This is a genomic window from Coleofasciculus sp. C1-SOL-03, from assembly GCF_040220555.1.
Lineage (GTDB): Bacteria > Cyanobacteriota > Cyanobacteriia > Cyanobacteriales > Coleofasciculaceae > Coleofasciculus.
The window spans coordinates 1-15,983 of sequence record NZ_JAVJUO010000155.1; the positions used below are offsets into that span (position 1 = coordinate 1).

Here is a 15,983-nt window from a genome sequence, read left to right on the forward strand (position 1 = left end):
TGATTAATCAGTTCAAAGAAGATACTGGGAAACTCCTTAAACAGGCTATAAAAAATCGTGTCCGTTTTCACGTTCTCCTAGGGCTTTCCAGCACAGAGTTGACACCTGATACTGTGCCACCCCAGAAGTGGAAAATTCCTACAATAACGGTCTTGACAAATTGAACCCCTTATGAGGCATCGAGAACCAACAGGCGATCGCTAATTAGAATTCTCTCCTGATGCGATCGCCTGCTGATCGTGTCCGTTTTCACGCGATCCTGGAGCAAATATCACACAGTTGACAAGGGCTACTGTGCCATCCCTGACGGGAAATTTTTCTCTGATGACTGTCTTGACAAACTAAACAGAATATAATTCATCCTTCTTTTTGCATTCCCTTTTTAGGTAAGGTGGGCAATGCCTACCTGACAACGACAGCGCCGTCATCAAGGGAACTATAAGCCAACCTGATCAGGGCGGGTTTTGTTGAAAGGTTATCGGTGGGTATCGACATTAAATCCCTAAACCCGCCCCTACAATTGTCGGGCGCACGTTGACAAAGGGCGCACGGGGCGTACCCTACGGTTTTTAGGGTGTGGGTTGGGATTGATTGAGTTGTGCGATCGCGTCTTTTATAGCAGTCGCCAAGGCGATTAGGACAAAGGAAGGTACTGAAACCTTGACCAGTCAATCTTTTCCCTTCTGCCCTCTGATGCAATTATCCACCTGTTAGAAGAGGTGCGATCGCACGTCCACAGACATGAGGTAATATCTCTTTAAACCAGAGAGTTGAGGAAAGAGCGACCAGATTTGATCGAGTGGATGGGGCGCGATCGCACAACTCCTAAACCCACTAGACTGGGCGATTGAATCGCCTCCTCAAAAAGGGGGTAACTTCGATTCAAAGACCCATAAATTAACACAGAAAAAAATAAATCCGGCTTTTCCTTTGTGGCGAAAGTATCAAACTGTAAACCTCCTGTTTTCAGTCATCCCCGCAATGGTGTAATCTAGTAGCGGCACCATGATACTTTCCATGTGATCCAGCGATCTCTCACGCTGGCTTTTCTGAGATAGCGTGCCAACTTTTTGTCAATAATCGCTGAAACTGCACTAAAATAAGTTGTTCCCTCCCCTTGATAAGGGGAGGGTTAGGGTGGGGTCAAATCAAGGTCAATGGAATTTATAACACTACAGAGCCACTGGCGTCGGACAAGTCACGTTAGTTCCTCCTAGCCCACAATAGCCATTGGGATTCTTGGCTAAGTATTGCTGGTGGTAGCCTTCTGCATAGTAGAACTCTGGAGCATCAACAATTTCTGTGGTGATTTCTCCATGACCCGCCTCACTCAGCGCTTTTTGATAGGCGTCTCGTGAAGCGTCTGCGAGTTCCTTTTGACTATCGGAATAGGTATAAATTCCCGAACGATATTGAGTACCCGTGTCATTTCCTTGGCGCATCCCTTGGGTGGGATTATGACTCTCCCAGAAAACTTTCAGCAATTGCTGATAACTGATCACCTTGGGGTCAAATACGACGCGCACGACTTCATTGTGACCCGTCATTCCGGTACAGACTTCTTGATAGGTGGGGTTAGGCGTTATCCCGCCTGCGTAACCCACAGCCGTGACAAACACTCCCTCTTGTTGCCAAAATCGGCGTTCAGCCCCCCAGAAACAGCCCATGCCAAACATTGCCATTTCCATACCATCGGGGTAAGGGGGTTTGAGAGGATTGCCGTTGACATAGTGGTTGTCGGGGACAGACATAGGTTCTTCCCGCCCCGGTAACGCTTCTTCGGGTTTAGGTAAGTTGAGCTTTTTGCCAAATCCGCCAAATCCAAATAACACCATAAAATTACGACTCCGATTTTGCTGCTATATCTTTACTTTACTTAATATTTGTCATTTGTTAGGGAACGGGGAACGGGGAACGGGGAACAGGCAATAGGCAATAGGCAATAGGCAATAGGCAATAGGCAATAGGCAATAGGCAATAGGCAATAGGCAATAGGCAATAGGCAATAGGCAATAGGTAAGGTAGAGTTTTGAGTTAACTTCCTCATCTCCCCCAGCTTCCCCATCTCCCCTATCTCCCTCATCTCCTCTATCTCCCCTATCTCTCCGATTGTAAAGATTTAACGAAACGTCCTGATAGACACCTGCGTGAATGTAGTTTTGTAAAGAACCTGGGAAATTCCTGATCGCTGTCAGCCGTCTGGCGGTGGGACGCTGAATCTGGATTCTGAACCCGGAGCATTCTACCGATTGAGGTGCGTACTACGATGTTACTCCACTCGCTTTGTGCAACGAATCATCCCCAAAAACCCTTGAAGCTAACCATTTGGGAACCGGCTGAAATAACGACTGAGCGTCTTAAACCCTTTTACTTCAAAACAAATTATCTTTGTGAGAATTTGACGGAAGCGATGCAGATTCTGGCTCAAATCCAGCACAGTAGTATAGATTTACTACAGGCGGCATAATCGCGTCTTTAGCAAACATCACCGGAAGCCTTACGGGATAGGGTAGTGGCTTGACCCAGCTCAAATTGTGGAATAGATTTGGCGGTGAAATCGGGCGCACGCCATGCGCCCCTACAATTCTAATCCACCAAATAAGGTGTGCCACGCCAGTAAGGTGGTGCTGGGTGGTTGAGTATCAAAATTGACACGAATCGGACTCAATACTGAGTCATGGTAACCAAACCTTACCGTTAATTTCTCTAGTTTGACTTTCCAAGGTCGGTTGAATTGTGGCATGATTTGATCAAATAAACGAGTGAACAACCATGCAACCGAACTCGGCAACCCTTTTTTCCTGGCTATTCGGTTTCACCGCTTCGTCACTGCTTTGTGGTGGTTTATCCGCTCAAGCCCAGACGCCAGACTCCGCCTATTATGGTTATATAACCGTGACTCCCTCTGACTCGGCTCAATCGTCTGGCTCAACCACCGATAACACCCAACCCACATTGGTTTTGGTTCAACCCCAAACTGTCGCCGCCGCCACTTCAGAGGTGGCGCAAGTCCCTGTGGTTAATCCCCTAAATATATTGGGACGCAGCTATATCGGCGCGGGGGGAAATATTGGTCTGGATGGTGAAGAAACCAACTTAGGGGAAGGGTCTTTCGTCATTGTCAGTAAAGCAGGGTTTACTGACAATTTTTCCGTACACAACGCGGTCATGTTTGGTGACGAAACCACCACGTCACTTACCCTTAGCCTAAATTTTCCGATCAAGACTCCCGTTACTGGACAAACGATTGTGATTCCTTTTGCGGGAGGGGGTGTGCTGCTACAACCCGATGACGACTGGGAAGCTGATCCGTTGGTTTCCGGGGGTGTCGATGTTCCCATCCCTCCCCGATTTACGGGTACAGTGCGTGTCAATGTGGCATTTCCTGAGGATGATGAAACAGATGTGGGACTGGTTTTAGGGGTGGGTTACAATCTGAAGCTGTTCTAATGGTTCATTGTTGAGTGTTGATTGTTCTTTGACCAATGACCAATGACCAATGACGAAGTGGCAACTATTCACCTAGGTTTAAACAAGGTTCAATGGTGGCAATAACGGACTTGGCTAAGGCAGTTAGGTCATAGCCTCCTTCTAAGCCAAATAAAATGCGGTGAGTCACTTGCAAACAGTACTCCGTGAATACGCCAAAATCTTGCGGTTTCAGGGCGATGCTGGCGAGGGGATCATCGGCGTTGGCGTCGTAGCCTGCACTGACGATGAGTAAATCGGGTTGGAATTCAGTGAGAAATGGGATCACCCCCTGCTCAAACATGGGTTGGTATTCTGTGAATGTGCTACCGGGTGGCATGGGTATATTCAGGACATTATTGTACGAGCCGCGTTCGCGAGGATTACCGGTGCCCGGATAGAAGGGATATTGATGGAGTGAACAGTAGACAATACGGGCATCGTTTTCCACGAGGCTTTGAGTGCCGTTACCATGATGAACATCCCAATCCAAAATGGCGACTTTTTGGACACCGGGTTGGTCTAGGGCATAGTGAGCCGCGATCGCTACATTGGAAAAGAGACAAAATCCCATCCCCCGTGGACCTTCGGCATGGTGTCCAGGGGGACGTGCGAGGACAAATGCCGGGTTGTTGCTGGTGAGAACCCGATCAACCCCATCTAACCAAGCGCTGATGGCTAACAGGGCAATATCAAAACTGCGGGGAGAAACCCTGGTGTCACCATCCAGCATTCCGCCACCGTCGTGGGCGAGTTGTTTGACTAAATTGATGTAATTTGGGTCATGGATTTTTTGCAATAGAGGCATTACCGGACGACTCTCTACAGGTGTGGGTAACTGCCAATCCACTTGATCTGCCCAAGGTGCAGCGTTTAAGGCGTTGACAATAGCTGTCAACCGTTCCGGGCGTTCGGGGTGGAAACCACCGTTGCTATGATTGAGAAATTCGTCGGAGTAAATAACTGGAAACATAGGTTTAGCAGAATTGGCAGCAAAATAGTGCTTTCTATTATTGTATAATTATTGGTTCAGTAAGTAGTCGGATAAAATTAACGTTGACGGTTGAAATTAGGGAACAGGGAACGGGGAACAGGGAACAGTAAGGATTTGACGCTTGTTAACATTTCTTAGTACAGTGGACAGAGTTTATGTTCAGGGACTTAGATTTATAGATAGGTTGCCTAAGTGACTCGACATTTCTCTATTTCAGCCATTGGCAATAATAAGGTATCCTCAATCTCCTGTCGCACCTCACGACTGACATAACAGTCACTATTGAGACAATCCACTAATAATCGATTGGCATCATAATAGTGCTTGAGGAGTTTCTTTTGTTGAGAGCTAAATTGCCAAGGATAACCAATCTGGCGATACTTAATATATTTTCTGGCGGACATGTTGTACTAGAGTGTCTATGTTGTAGTCTTGGATGGTTTGTCGATCTAATGCTAACGTTTCACAAATTTCCTCAAAATTGATCGAATCTACAGGTTTACCATTAAAAAAGCTGTGAATTGTAGACAGCGATAATCCTAACTTATTCGCCAAATCCTGCTGACTGAAGTAACCGCGACGCCTTAATGCCTGTCTAACGGTTTTTTTATGTTCTGGAGCAATTTTGATTCCCCGTGACATTATCCCATCGAAAGCACTTTATTGTATGATACTGTTCTTTTTTTCGGATCTGGCATAAGTCAAGCAAACTCAAGCATTTCTCAAGCAGAATCTCAAGCAACCGTCGGCTTTGATCAGATGGAGAGGCGATCGCACTACTGCGGTTGACGCGATCGCACTTGCTCAACCTGTACATTACCACTCATAAGGTAGCAACAATGTCTAGTTTAACTATCGCTAATGGTGCTACATTCACCGATCAATCCCTGCGACTGTCTCAGATTGGTAACATTTGGACACGGATGTTTAGTCAGCCATCGGAGACTAATCAAACGCCGCAGCCAAGTGCTGAATCGGTTGCACCGTTAGCCGAGGAATTACCCCTGCGGATTCTCGTAGCCGAAGATCAATGGGGCGATCGCACCGTGGCGTTACGAGTTTTGCGATCGCTAGGCTATCAGGCGGATGTTGTCGGGAATGGATTAGAAGCCTTAGAAGCGTTACGCCAAAACTATTACGATGTTGTTTTAACCGATGTGCAAATGCCACAGATGGGGGGTTTGGCAATGATGCGCCGCTTATGTCAAGAATGGTTACCGGAACAGCGTCCTTGTATTATTGCGGTAACATCTGATGAAATGCCACAGGTGCGTGAGGAATGCTTAAAAGCAGGGATGAATGAGTGTTTGAGTAAGCCATTGGCAGTTGATCAATTAGTTGCAGCGTTAAGGATGTGTCAGTCTTGTGGGGATAGTTGTGCGCTAGATTAAAGGGTATCATCTTTGGGTTATCGGAGTATTGGCTGGTTGAAAGTGCTGCTGTTTATATTTGATTATCAATGCATCTACTTCTTTTCTTAATCTCGGCAATGGGGTAATAAAATGTATTTTAACTTGACTAGACCTTTCAAAACAATTCTATTCACTCTCTCAATGGTACTGGTGATAAGTTCTGATCTAGGAGCCAATGAACTTCCATCCTCTACTTTGTTTTGCGATCGCCAGTCTTCTAAGCAAGATACCCGACTTCTCCAAGAAGTCGGGTATCTGTCTATGTACCTGAAAGTACTTCTGTTTACATGTAATTATCAATGCATCTACTTTTTTTCTTGCTCTCGGCAATGGGTAATAATAAGGTATCCTCAATCTCTTGGCGTACTGTAGGACTCACATTGGGAAATTGATTAAGATAGACTAATAAAAGATTGCAATTGTAATATTGCTTTAATTGGTGGAGCTGGTACAGTAATGACAAATTTATTTTTGTAGTAATATTCAGAAAATTGCTGAATTTGCTCGACGACTTCTAACTCATCTTCCGCAGGTACTTCGTCCAAACCATCCAGTAAAATCAGTCCTCTTCCCTGAATCAGAATTATTTCAGTTACCTTTTCATCGGAAATGCCACAACTATAGAGTTCTCGATGAATGGAGTTGAATAATTTAAAGTCATTTTCATCTTTGGCTGACTTGGCATAGTTTTTAAGTCGGATAAAAATTGGCGCTTTATCCGGTTGGAACTTCCCCCCATTACACTCAACCGCTAGATGTTGTAAAAACGTCGTTTTTCCTGACCCCGGTTTACCCAACACCATCAGCCGATTATGGTTTTCTACGGTGGCTAATCCGGGAACTCGTTGTTGACGGACTCTACCTAAACCCAGGCGATCAAAATTATCGGTATTGGGGTTAAAATCCTGGAGTAAATCGGCGAGTTCCAACCATTGCTGACTGGTTACTTGTTCGAGAATATTGACTTCGACGTAAAAGTTATCGACATCAACAGGTTGGGAAACATCCAATAGCTGCATTTTGCCATACAAGGAAATAATTTTGTCATGGCAATACTGGCGAACTTGTTGCACTAGGGAATCACAATCAACATTGTGTCCGTTTTCCGAAGGTTCATCGGATTGGATGGGTTCGGCTGGGTTAGAGGATGGCGCGATAGGAGGAGCAGCAATGTCTTGCCAGTCAAATCCTAGTCTCTCGCTAATTTCGACAAAGTTGATATGAGTAACTCTTCTGCCATTAAGAAAGCTTTGAACAGTGGAACGGCTGACGGATAAAGCCTCAGCCAAATCTTGCTGGCGATGAAACTGGCGATCGCAAGCCTGTTTAACGGCTGTGATATACTGGGGCGCTACTTGGATTCCACATCGTCGCGGCATAGCAGAATTCTGGAGACGTTAATTCAATCCTAGTCGGTCTACCTACTCCGCCCCAGCGCCTCCTCAACCTGGGCTAGGTATCTTGGAGCCACGCTGAGTGAAGACAGCGACATAGCAAAGTTTGACCCGATTTTTCCAAATCTTATCATTGTTTATTTTTCTCCAAACAGGGTATAATTTAAAAAAATTTACATATAAATTGGGGAATCTCAAGCATTTCTCAATCCAAATTTCAATCAGCCGTAGGGTTAAATTGAAGAGTGGGGACGCGATCGCACCTTGATCTACCGCGCGATCGCACATCCGACTATCCTTATAGAGGGCTAGGACATCAGCTTGGCAAAATTTATTCGTTGAGGAGAACGACGAAATGTTTGGGATACAGTCCAAGAGAAACAAAACTGACCAACAAATTGCTGAACTTCGACAGCGTATCGATGAAGTCGAGAGACTTTGCGAAGCCACCTGTGATGAGATTCAAGATAAATATGGTGCGGCTATACTGGCTACTATCCTACGTTCTCATCTAATCAATTCCAGAGTCCCTCGTTCCAGGCAGGTTAATTCCTAGACAGGCAAACCACTCAATTGTCCTAACTCATCCGTGAAATCCGCGATCACTAATTAACGTCTGAAACATATTCTTCGTTAATAGGTGCAATATATTTAACATTGGCACGCACGTAGCAGATACCAGAGTCTCGATTAAAGACAGGATTGACGCTACGCACCCGTAGCCAGGGTTTACCGTTATTCATCGTAATGGCATCGCGATTCCCTTGGCTGGCAAAAATGGCGGTTAGCGTTGCACCCGACTTCAATCGGGCTTGTACTTCACCATTAGGAGTACGGCGACAGTTAAGGGGGACTGCATCCATCAAGTCAGTAACCAACCATTGGCGATTATTATAGTAACCTGCCACGCCTCGAACCCTAGCTGTCATAAAATCGCCGTTGTCATTTGGCATTGGCACGCTAGCTTCTTGGGCTAACGCTGGAGTTGGTAGCAGTAGGGCTAAGGCAAGAACCATTAATCGTTTCATAACTCATAAAGAATACTAGACACTCCAATTCTGACAAGTTGGCGATTCTCTTGACCTCTACTTGATGGAGGATTTATGTTGTCCGTATAAAAAAGGTGATCAAAAACAAAGGTAGAGGCGTTCCGGCGAAACGTCTCTACCCTGGTTAGCAACATGACACAAATCGGACGGCGATTTTTCTTACGAGGCTGTGCCGCATGTGCAACAGTCTTGGGGTTGAACGCTTGCCAAAACCGTTCTCCATCTGCTAGAAATCCAACAACCTCTGATTTAGGATCTCACTCTTTGTCTTTAGAATCTGTCACTATTGGACCCACCAATGGTCAATCCCCAACCCATTTAATGGTGTGCTTACATGGCTGGGGGGCTAACTCTCAGGATTTAGTTCCATTAGCCTCAGCATTAGACTTGCCAAATGTCCAGTTTCTATTTCCCGATGCTCCGTTTCCTCATCCCAATGTCCCCTGGGGCAATGCCTGGTATGCGCTGGAAAGCCAAGATAATCAGGGGTTAGCGGAAAGTCGTCAAAAGTTGATCGACTGGTTAACCTCTCTGGAAGAAAGTACAGGCGTTCCCCTATCCCGCACCATTTTAAGTGGATTTTCCCAAGGGGGAGCCATGGCGTTAGATGTGGGGTTAAGATTACCCTGCGCCGCCTTAGTTGCAATGAGTGGCTACTGGCATGATTCAGCTCAACTGACGCGGGAATCGTTACCCCCAGTTTTGATCGTGCATGGTAGACAAGATCCGGTTGTGCCTATCAGTAAAGCGCAACACGCCAGAGATAATTTAAAGGCGTTGGGAATCGCGGTGACGTATCAAGAATTTGATATGGCGCATCAGATTCTGCCAGAAGTTTTAGTGTTGGTACGGCGTTTTGTGCTGGATGTTATTGGCTCAAATTCTGTATCCTGAACTGGAAAACGTTTGAGCCTTTTTCATCCGTTGCATTGCCCTAATTAATCGCAGTACCGCTTTCGCTTTCTTCGGTATAACAGAGGAACCACTAACAGACCAAAAACCGCAGTTGGTTCAGGTACAGACTCAGGTTTAGGGGCATCTGGATTCGCAAAATAGATACCACGGTTTCCATCATCTAGTTGGGCAAAGAATGTAACTTGACCCGAATCGTTTACTCAAATCCCCTTCTCTCCCTCATTGAGGCTAGCAAAGAATGCCACAGTACCCTCCCCATTACTGGTAGGACTACTGCCAAAAAAGTCAAAAATTCCCTGACTATCGGCAATTTTAGTTATGAGTCCATCGTTACTCGTGAAAACTCCTTCGCCACCCGTATCCAGGAAACCTCGGAATGCTACCAAATTATTATTGTTAATCGTAGGGGCACTAGCAAAGCTGCTAAAAACATCACTGCTATCTACAATTGGAGTGATTAGTCCACCACTGCTGCTAAAAATTCCTTGTTCTTCTGTATCAAGACTAGCTTGAAAAACTACCGTATCCTGGTCATTTATTCCAGGTAACTGCCCGAATTCTTGGAAAGAATTGCTACTATCCGCAATGGTCGTTATTATCCCATCACGACTGGTGAAAATGCCTTGTTCTCCTCCATCTAAACTAGCGAAGAAAACAACCGTGCCAGTATTGTTAATCGCTGCACCCGGAAATTGACCGAATTGGTCAAATATGCCCTGGGTATCGGCAATTGGGGTTATTCCCCCACCGTCGCCCGTAAAGTAGCCAGAATCCCCCTCATCTGAGATAGCAAAAAAAGCGACAGTTCCCTGGTCATTAATGGCGGGTAACAATCCGAAATTGCTAAAACCATCGCTAGTATCAGCAATTTTGGTGAAGCTGAATGCGATGGCTTTATCTGTGGGCAGCCAGATTAGAGAAAGGCTGACTGCAGCTACTGATAACGGCTTGCTGAAACGAATAACCATTTTATTTGACATAAACATAATAAACCATTGCTGGGGATTATATCTGTATTTTATTGGCAGCGTCAACAAATTGAAAGATTTTGTCAAGTATTTCACCATCCCTAAAAATAAATCGGCAAATTAAGGTAAAATTACCTTGAACTATTGGGAACTTTCCTAGATTTTAGAGAAACCCATGGAATCGTTCTGTACTGTTGAAGATTTACTTTGTTGACGCCCATGCTCTACCCTTCAACCAAAACCCAATCATCAGTGGCTCTAGTGGGAGCCTGCTTTATCACGTTAGGCACAGGGATACCTGCGGCGGCGGGGACGTTTAATCCGGCGCCTTTATTTGAGGATATTCAAACCTACAGCACAACAATCACGACGAATGGGGATGCCGCAGATGTCTACTTCCCAGCCTTGTCAGAGGCTAATGGTAACACCGAAACCTTTCCCATTGCTCTAATGCTAGAAGGAGCATTAGTCGATAAATCAGATTACTCCAATTTTGCTAGCACTGTCGCCCAGTACGGATTTGTGGTGGTTGTTCCGAATCATGAAAGAACATTAGTCACTCCAATCGGATCATTCACAGGGTTCTTTCCCGAACAGCAGCAAGTCAATGATGTTCTCACTTACATGGTTGAGGAAAACTCCAACTCTTCCTCACCAATTCATGGCATTGTTGATACAGATACGTTAGGATTGCTGGGGCATTCTTTTGGCGGAGGTGTAGGACTTGCCGTCATTCAAGACATCTGCTTTCCCGGAATTTGTACAGGTAGTTTCTCTCAGCCACCGGAATTGATGGCAGGTATATTTTATGGCACTAATTTCCGGAATCCTCCAGAAGTTGGCGCATTTCCTCCTGTAGATAATGGCACTATTCCCACCGCTTTAATTGCCGGGAGTCGGGATGGTGTGGCTGAACTTTTTGAATCCGAGGCGACATATAATCAGATTCAAAATCCCCCCAAGGCTTTGATTACCGTTGATGGTGCGAATCATTATGGCATCACCAATGAAGATAATCCGATTCGCGATCCCAATACACCCACCATAGACCAAGCGATCGCAACAGAAACCATTGCTCGCTGGAGTGCGCTATTTTTGCGATCGCATCTTCTAGAGGATGCCGATGCATTTAATTATGTGTACAACACTGGGGATGCCTTGGATGAAAATGTCACTGTGATTAGCCAAACCCAGCCTATTCCTGAATTCACGTCGGTGTGGAGTCTATTAGCCTTTAGTATCGGCGGGACGGGTATGATCGGCAAATGCACAAAAGCGCTTAGTAGAGGCGGGAAATAACCCAAAATTATAGTACAAATGTTTTAATTCTTCTCACCCTTGCCCATCCTATATCAATCGACTTGCCTGGGGATGGTGCAAGATTTAGCATATATGTTTCTAAGTTACAGTATAGTAGATTACAAAGACTGGATAGATCACCCCCAATTTTTTGTGTTTACCGCTAAATCGTTTATTGGGGGATATTTGTCTACCAACGTTTGAAATCAACTCAAATTAGACCTTATCCGATATGTATGGTGATGGTGCTGTAGTCAATGGGATAAGCAGCGGTTGTTCACATCACATCCAAACCGATAAGAGTCAATCAATAGTATACGCTATGTATAGCCACAGTGACAGTCACTCTTTATCCCTATTTCAGGCACTGTTTAATCAAGCGCTTGACGCCATGGCGATCGCGGATGATCAAGGACAGTATGTTGAGGTCAATCCGGCGGCTTGTCGGCTGTTTGGTGTATCTCGTGAGGAACTCTTAGGATGCCGCATCTCAGACTTTGCTGACATGGAGTTTGATTTCCAAGAGGCGTGGCGTATTTTTCTGGAACAGGGACACGTAAAGGGGGAGTTTCGTCTCCGGCGTCGGGATGGGACAATCCGGGAAACGGAATATGCTGCAACCGCTAATGTGATCCCCCATCACCATTTATCCATTTTGCGAGATATTACCGAACGCAAACAGGTAGAAGCCGAGTTGCGCCAAAGTGAAGAACGCCTCAACCTAGCACTAGACGCGGCTCAGATGGGCATTTGGGACTGGAATCTGTTGACGAATCAAATTCGTTGGTCAGAGTATCATGAAGTGCTGTTTGGCTTAACTCCAGGGACGTATGATGGCACATACAAGACGTTTGAGGCTTGTATTCATCCGGATGACCGAGAAGCCGTTAAACAAGCGGTGAACCATTCTCGGTTAGAACAGCATGAGTATGATCATGAATTTCGGGTAGTGTGGTCAGATGGGAGTATTCATTGGATTGAGGGGAAGGGAAAATATATCTATGATCAAACAGGTCAAGCGGTGCGGATGCTTGGTACAGTTATCGATATTAGCGATCGCAAACAAGCTGAAACCCAAATCTATCAGTTGAATGCTGAGTTAGAACAACGAGTCATTGAGCGTACCCAAGAACTCCAGCGGACTAACGACAACTTAAACCATGAAATTCAGGAACGCCAACGCGCCGAAGCTGCGGTGCATTTGCAAGCTCAACAAGAACGGTTAATCAGTGCGATCGCTCAACAGATTCGCCAGTCTTTAGATCTGAATCAGATTCTGAACACCACCGTAACCCAAGTGCAGCAATTGTTGGCTTGCGATCAGGTGGTGATTTACCAGACTCATCGCGATGGTACAGGAAACCTTGTCGCCCAAGCCTTAGCCTCAGACTGTTCGGTTCCCCAGGAAAATTCCCTGCCTGAATTAATCTTTCCCCCAGCTTGTCATCAATTTTACTGTTGCGGCGGAATTCATACCATTGCTGATGTTGAACAGGATGACATCGTACCCTGTTTGGCTGATACCGTCAGGCAGTTTGGGGTTAAATCCAAACTCGTGATGCCGATTCTGGAGAATGAAACCCTTTGGGGATTACTGATTGCTCATCACTATACCACCACCAGAAAATGGCAGCCGTGGGAAGCTGAACTCCTCTCGTCATTAACGACGCAAGTCACGATCGCCATCCAACAAGCCGAACTCTATTCCCAGCTTCAAGCTGAATTAAGGGAACGTCAACACATCCAACAAGAACGCGATCGCTTGTTTAACCTCTCCCTGGATATCCTGGCGATTGCCAACTTTGAGGGGTACTTTATCGATGTTAACCCTGCTTTGGAGAAAACCCTAGGTTTTACCTCTGAAGCCTTAAAAACCCAATCCTTTATCCAATGGGTTCATCCTGAGGATCGCCTCGCAACTCAGGCGCAAATGAAAAAACTGGCATCTGGGATTACCATTAAGTCCTTTGAGAATCGGTATCGTTGTCAAGATGGGTCATACAAATGGTTCTCTTGGACAGCCGTACCGTTTGTGCAAGAACGATTAGTTTATGTGGTTGCTCACGATATCACTGAACGTAAACAGGCAGAACAAGCCCTACAAGAAAGTGAACAGCGCTTTCGCACCGTAGCCGATTTTACTTATGATTGGGAATATTGGCGAGATCCCGATGGCAGCTTTATTTATGTTTCTCCTTCTTGTCAACGGATCACGGGTTATCAGGCTGAGGAATTCCTCAATGATCCTCGCTTGTTTGAAGCAATTGTTCATCCCGATGATCGCCAGAGAATTGCTGAACATATACGCCAACAGTTAGATAATCCCCATATCTACTCAACCGACTTTCGCATCATTACTCGCACCGGATCGATCCGTTGGATTGCCCATGCTTGTCAACCTGTCTATAGTGAGGATGGACGATGGCTAGGTCAACGCGCCAGCAACCGTGATATTAGCGATCGCAAGCAAACGGAAGCAGCACTCTATTACCGCGAACAACAATTTAGGGCGTTGGTGGAAAATTCACCGGATATTGTTGCCCGATTCGATCACCAATTGCGTCATCTCTATGTAAATCCAGCAATCGAACACGTCACAAAATGTTCCCCTCCAACCTTTATCGGTAAAACCAATGAGGAGTTGGGAATGCCGCCAGACAAAGCCCAGTTTTGGGATGAAGCCCTCCGATCTGTCTTGACAACCGGACAAGAACAACTGATTGAGTTTGATTTTCCCACCAGCAACGGGATGAAATTTTTTCACTCTCGCATCGTCCCTGAATTTAATGCTGATGGCACAATTCGGTCTGTGTTAAGTGTTACCCGGGACATTACGGCACATAAACAGATAGAAGTGGCACTACAACACGCCAAAGACGCCGCCGAAGTCGCAAATCGGGCGAAAAGCGAATTCTTGGCAACGATGAGCCACGAACTCAGAACCCCTCTCAATGGCATTTTAGGCTATACTAAACTTCTGCAAAACGATACCAATTTAACTGAAACGCAACGAGAGAGTTTAACAATTATTTATCAATGTGGTGAACATTTACTCACGTTAATTGATGACATTTTAGACTTCTCTAAGATTGAATCCCAGAAATTAGAACTTAACCCCACTGAGTTTCATTTGCCAACCTTTCTCAGCAGTATCGGCAGTCTTTTCCGTCTGCGTGCTAGCCAAAAAGAGATTGACTTTACATACAAACTCTTATCTCCTCTTCCCCAGAATGTTATCGCTGATGAGAAACGGTTACGACAGGTTCTGATCAACTTACTCAGTAATGCAGTGAAGTTTACGGATCAGGGTAGCGTGACGTTTAAAGTTGGTAATGTTGAAGATGTAGAGACGTGCCATGGCGCGTCTTGCCATGGCGCGTCTTGCCATGGCGCGTCTCAATGCGTAGGGACGAGTTTGACGGATAACGTTACCCTTAGGGAACAGGGTATACTGTGCCAATCCTCAATCACCAAGATTCGTTTCCAAGTCGAAGATACAGGGATTGGCATCGATCCGCAACAATTAAGCGAAATCTTTTTACCCTTCCATCAAGTCAGCGATCGCACCCATGCTGTTGAAGGGACTGGATTGGGACTGGCTATCAGTCAGAAATTGGTTCAACTGATGGGTAGCACGATTCAGATAAGTAGTACTTTGGGTCAAGGCAGTATATTTTGGTTCGATTTAGAGTTGTCTGATGTGTCCGGCGGACAAGCCTCGAATCCGTTAAGCGATCGCCGACTCATTGGCGTTAAAGGACAACAGCAAACGCTTCTCATTGTTGATGATAATGCGATTAATCGGTCTTTCTTACGAGAATTACTCAAACCGTTCGACTTGAACATTGTTGAAGCCGTCGATGGTCAAGATTGTTTACAAAAGGCAGTTGAGATTCAGCCTGATCTGATCTTAATGGACTTAATCATGCCGGGACTCGATGGTTTGACTGCAACACGGCGACTACGCCAATTGCCTCAGCTCGAAAAGACGGTTATTATTGCCATATCCGCTAATGTTTTCGAGACGACCCAGCAGGAGAGTTTAGCGGCTGGATGCCAAGACTTTCTCTCAAAACCTGTACCAATCCAGCAACTCCTGGAATTATTGATGGTTCATTTAGGTGTGGAAGGCATTTATGAAGAACCCAGAGATTCAAAAACGGTTGAATTGGAAACCAATACTATCCCGCTGGTTCCGCCACCTGCTTCAGAACTAGCTATTTTGTCGGACTTGTTGGTAATGGGGGATATTCAAGGCATGATCGATCAAGCGCAGCATTGGCAAGACGTAAACAGTCAATGGATTCCCTTTGCCAAACACATTCATCACCTCGCTAGAGGCTTTCAGCTAAAAGAAATAGAGCAACTTATTAATCAATATATCTCTTAAATAAACATTAAATTATCAGCCCTAATTTTATCAGCCCTAATTAATCAGCCATAAGGTATAAACAAAATATCATTGCTTGTGTTAGGCTAATTCA

17 protein-coding genes and 1 pseudogene are annotated in these 15,983 nt (G+C 45.4%); 7 read left to right on the forward strand and 11 right to left on the reverse strand.

Annotated features, from left to right (window positions below; translation table 11 throughout):
- From RIE73_RS24885 to RIE73_RS24895, 3 genes are all read right to left on the reverse strand, one after another.
- The coding region (locus RIE73_RS24885) for a DUF2887 domain-containing protein (RefSeq protein ID WP_446403797.1) at positions 1 to 71 on the reverse strand (71 nt) is incomplete at its 3' end.
- A 1,101-nt stretch (positions 72 to 1,172) separates the two neighbouring features.
- Positions 1,173 to 1,835, reverse strand: coding sequence for a peptide-methionine (S)-S-oxide reductase MsrA (msrA, locus tag RIE73_RS24890; protein ID WP_446403733.1), 663 nt, complete (start codon positions 1,833 to 1,835; stop codon positions 1,173 to 1,175).
- Positions 1,836 to 1,876: 41 nt separating this feature from the next.
- Positions 1,877 to 2,047 carry a hypothetical protein gene (locus tag RIE73_RS24895; protein WP_446403734.1) on the reverse strand — a complete coding sequence of 57 codons (171 nt, stop codon included), beginning with the start codon at positions 2,045 to 2,047 and terminating at the stop codon, positions 1,877 to 1,879.
- A gap of 219 nt (positions 2,048 to 2,266) precedes the next feature.
- On the opposite strand from RIE73_RS24895, the gene RIE73_RS24900 reads away from it, so the two are divergent.
- Positions 2,267 to 2,467 carry a hypothetical protein gene (locus RIE73_RS24900; protein ID WP_446403735.1) on the forward strand — a complete coding sequence of 67 codons (201 nt, stop codon included), beginning with the start codon at positions 2,267 to 2,269 and terminating at the stop codon, positions 2,465 to 2,467.
- A 111-nt stretch (positions 2,468 to 2,578) separates the two neighbouring features.
- Here the strand turns inward: RIE73_RS24900 and RIE73_RS24905 are convergent, their stop codons facing one another.
- Complete coding sequence (locus tag RIE73_RS24905) at positions 2,579 to 2,743, reverse strand: hypothetical protein (RefSeq protein ID WP_446403736.1); 165 nt, start codon at positions 2,741 to 2,743, stop codon at positions 2,579 to 2,581.
- Positions 2,744 to 2,772: 29 nt separating this feature from the next.
- Between RIE73_RS24905 and RIE73_RS24910 the strand changes: the two genes are divergently transcribed.
- Positions 2,773 to 3,450 carry a hypothetical protein gene (locus tag RIE73_RS24910; RefSeq protein ID WP_446403737.1) on the forward strand — a complete coding sequence of 226 codons (678 nt, stop codon included), beginning with the start codon at positions 2,773 to 2,775 and terminating at the stop codon, positions 3,448 to 3,450.
- Positions 3,451 to 3,514: 64 nt separating this feature from the next.
- On the opposite strand, the gene RIE73_RS24915 is transcribed toward RIE73_RS24910, so the two are convergent.
- From RIE73_RS24915 to RIE73_RS24925, 3 genes and pseudogenes are all read right to left on the reverse strand, one after another.
- Positions 3,515 to 4,441, reverse strand: a complete 927-nt coding sequence (locus RIE73_RS24915) for a histone deacetylase family protein (RefSeq protein WP_446403738.1) — start codon at positions 4,439 to 4,441, stop codon at positions 3,515 to 3,517.
- 209 nt (positions 4,442 to 4,650) lie between these two features.
- A pseudogene (locus RIE73_RS24920) lies at positions 4,651 to 4,848 on the reverse strand (NACHT C-terminal helical domain 2-containing protein); the annotation flags it as partial.
- Complete coding sequence (locus RIE73_RS24925; protein WP_446403739.1) at positions 4,844 to 5,104, reverse strand: helix-turn-helix domain-containing protein; 261 nt, start codon at positions 5,102 to 5,104, stop codon at positions 4,844 to 4,846. The gene RIE73_RS24925 and the pseudogene RIE73_RS24920, both read right to left, overlap by 5 nt.
- Before the next feature lie 197 nt (positions 5,105 to 5,301).
- Between RIE73_RS24925 and RIE73_RS24930 the strand changes: the two genes are divergently transcribed.
- Positions 5,302 to 5,853 carry a response regulator gene (locus RIE73_RS24930; RefSeq protein WP_446403740.1) on the forward strand — a complete coding sequence of 184 codons (552 nt, stop codon included), beginning with the start codon at positions 5,302 to 5,304 and terminating at the stop codon, positions 5,851 to 5,853.
- 304 nt (positions 5,854 to 6,157) lie between these two features.
- Here the strand turns inward: RIE73_RS24930 and RIE73_RS24935 are convergent, their stop codons facing one another.
- Positions 6,158 to 6,337, reverse strand: coding sequence for an NACHT C-terminal helical domain 2-containing protein (locus tag RIE73_RS24935; protein WP_446403741.1), 180 nt, complete (start codon positions 6,335 to 6,337; stop codon positions 6,158 to 6,160).
- A complete protein-coding gene (locus tag RIE73_RS24940; protein WP_446403742.1) occupies positions 6,267 to 7,253 on the reverse strand; it encodes an NACHT domain-containing protein in 987 nt (328 codons plus the stop codon). Before RIE73_RS24940 ends, RIE73_RS24935 begins: the two co-directional genes overlap by 71 nt.
- A gap of 370 nt (positions 7,254 to 7,623) precedes the next feature.
- Between RIE73_RS24940 and RIE73_RS24945 the strand changes: the two genes are divergently transcribed.
- Entirely contained in the window at positions 7,624 to 7,824 is a 201-nt protein-coding gene (locus RIE73_RS24945) for a hypothetical protein (RefSeq protein ID WP_446403743.1), read from the forward strand.
- Positions 7,825 to 7,873: 49 nt separating this feature from the next.
- Here RIE73_RS24945 and RIE73_RS24950 read toward each other — a convergent pair whose 3' ends face one another.
- Positions 7,874 to 8,296: a hypothetical protein gene (locus tag RIE73_RS24950; protein WP_446403744.1), complete on the reverse strand. Its 423-nt coding sequence runs from the start codon at positions 8,294 to 8,296 to the stop codon at positions 7,874 to 7,876.
- 285 nt (positions 8,297 to 8,581) lie between these two features.
- On the opposite strand from RIE73_RS24950, the gene RIE73_RS24955 reads away from it, so the two are divergent.
- A complete protein-coding gene (locus tag RIE73_RS24955; protein ID WP_446403798.1) occupies positions 8,582 to 9,211 on the forward strand; it encodes an alpha/beta hydrolase in 630 nt (209 codons plus the stop codon).
- Positions 9,212 to 9,432: 221 nt separating this feature from the next.
- Here the strand turns inward: RIE73_RS24955 and RIE73_RS24960 are convergent, their stop codons facing one another.
- A complete protein-coding gene (locus RIE73_RS24960; RefSeq protein WP_446403745.1) occupies positions 9,433 to 10,200 on the reverse strand; it encodes a DUF7453 family protein in 768 nt (255 codons plus the stop codon).
- 219 nt (positions 10,201 to 10,419) lie between these two features.
- Here RIE73_RS24960 and RIE73_RS24965 point away from each other — a divergent pair, with 219 nt between their 5' ends.
- Positions 10,420 to 11,499, forward strand: coding sequence for an alpha/beta hydrolase family protein (locus tag RIE73_RS24965; protein WP_446403746.1), 1,080 nt, complete (start codon positions 10,420 to 10,422; stop codon positions 11,497 to 11,499).
- A gap of 322 nt (positions 11,500 to 11,821) precedes the next feature.
- Positions 11,822 to 15,889 carry a PAS domain S-box protein gene (locus RIE73_RS24970; RefSeq protein WP_446403747.1) on the forward strand — a complete coding sequence of 1,356 codons (4,068 nt, stop codon included), beginning with the start codon at positions 11,822 to 11,824 and terminating at the stop codon, positions 15,887 to 15,889.
- Positions 15,890 to 15,983 lie beyond the last annotated feature (94 nt).

What these genes read in the sequence shown, in the direction of transcription:
- RIE73_RS24925 (WP_446403739.1), bottom strand. Translation starts at nt 5,104, where the DNA reads ATGTCACGGGGAATCAAAATTGCTCCAGAACATAAAAAAACCGTTAGA.
- RIE73_RS24970 (WP_446403747.1), top strand. Translation starts at nt 11,822, where the DNA reads ATGTATAGCCACAGTGACAGTCACTCTTTATCCCTATTTCAGGCACTG.
- RIE73_RS24895 (WP_446403734.1), bottom strand. Translation starts at nt 2,047, where the DNA reads ATGAGGAAGTTAACTCAAAACTCTACCTTACCTATTGCCTATTGCCTA.
- RIE73_RS24940 (WP_446403742.1), bottom strand. Translation starts at nt 7,253, where the DNA reads ATGCCGCGACGATGTGGAATCCAAGTAGCGCCCCAGTATATCACAGCC.
- RIE73_RS24905 (WP_446403736.1), bottom strand. Translation starts at nt 2,743, where the DNA reads ATGCCACAATTCAACCGACCTTGGAAAGTCAAACTAGAGAAATTAACG.
- RIE73_RS24930 (WP_446403740.1), top strand. Translation starts at nt 5,302, where the DNA reads ATGTCTAGTTTAACTATCGCTAATGGTGCTACATTCACCGATCAATCC.
- RIE73_RS24965 (WP_446403746.1), top strand. Translation starts at nt 10,420, where the DNA reads ATGCTCTACCCTTCAACCAAAACCCAATCATCAGTGGCTCTAGTGGGA.
- msrA (WP_446403733.1), bottom strand. Translation starts at nt 1,835, where the DNA reads ATGGTGTTATTTGGATTTGGCGGATTTGGCAAAAAGCTCAACTTACCT.
- RIE73_RS24950 (WP_446403744.1), bottom strand. Translation starts at nt 8,296, where the DNA reads ATGAAACGATTAATGGTTCTTGCCTTAGCCCTACTGCTACCAACTCCA.
- RIE73_RS24960 (WP_446403745.1), bottom strand. Translation starts at nt 10,200, where the DNA reads ATGGTTATTCGTTTCAGCAAGCCGTTATCAGTAGCTGCAGTCAGCCTT.
- RIE73_RS24945 (WP_446403743.1), top strand. Translation starts at nt 7,624, where the DNA reads ATGTTTGGGATACAGTCCAAGAGAAACAAAACTGACCAACAAATTGCT.
- RIE73_RS24910 (WP_446403737.1), top strand. Translation starts at nt 2,773, where the DNA reads ATGCAACCGAACTCGGCAACCCTTTTTTCCTGGCTATTCGGTTTCACC.
- RIE73_RS24900 (WP_446403735.1), top strand. Translation starts at nt 2,267, where the DNA reads ATGTTACTCCACTCGCTTTGTGCAACGAATCATCCCCAAAAACCCTTG.
- RIE73_RS24915 (WP_446403738.1), bottom strand. Translation starts at nt 4,441, where the DNA reads ATGTTTCCAGTTATTTACTCCGACGAATTTCTCAATCATAGCAACGGT.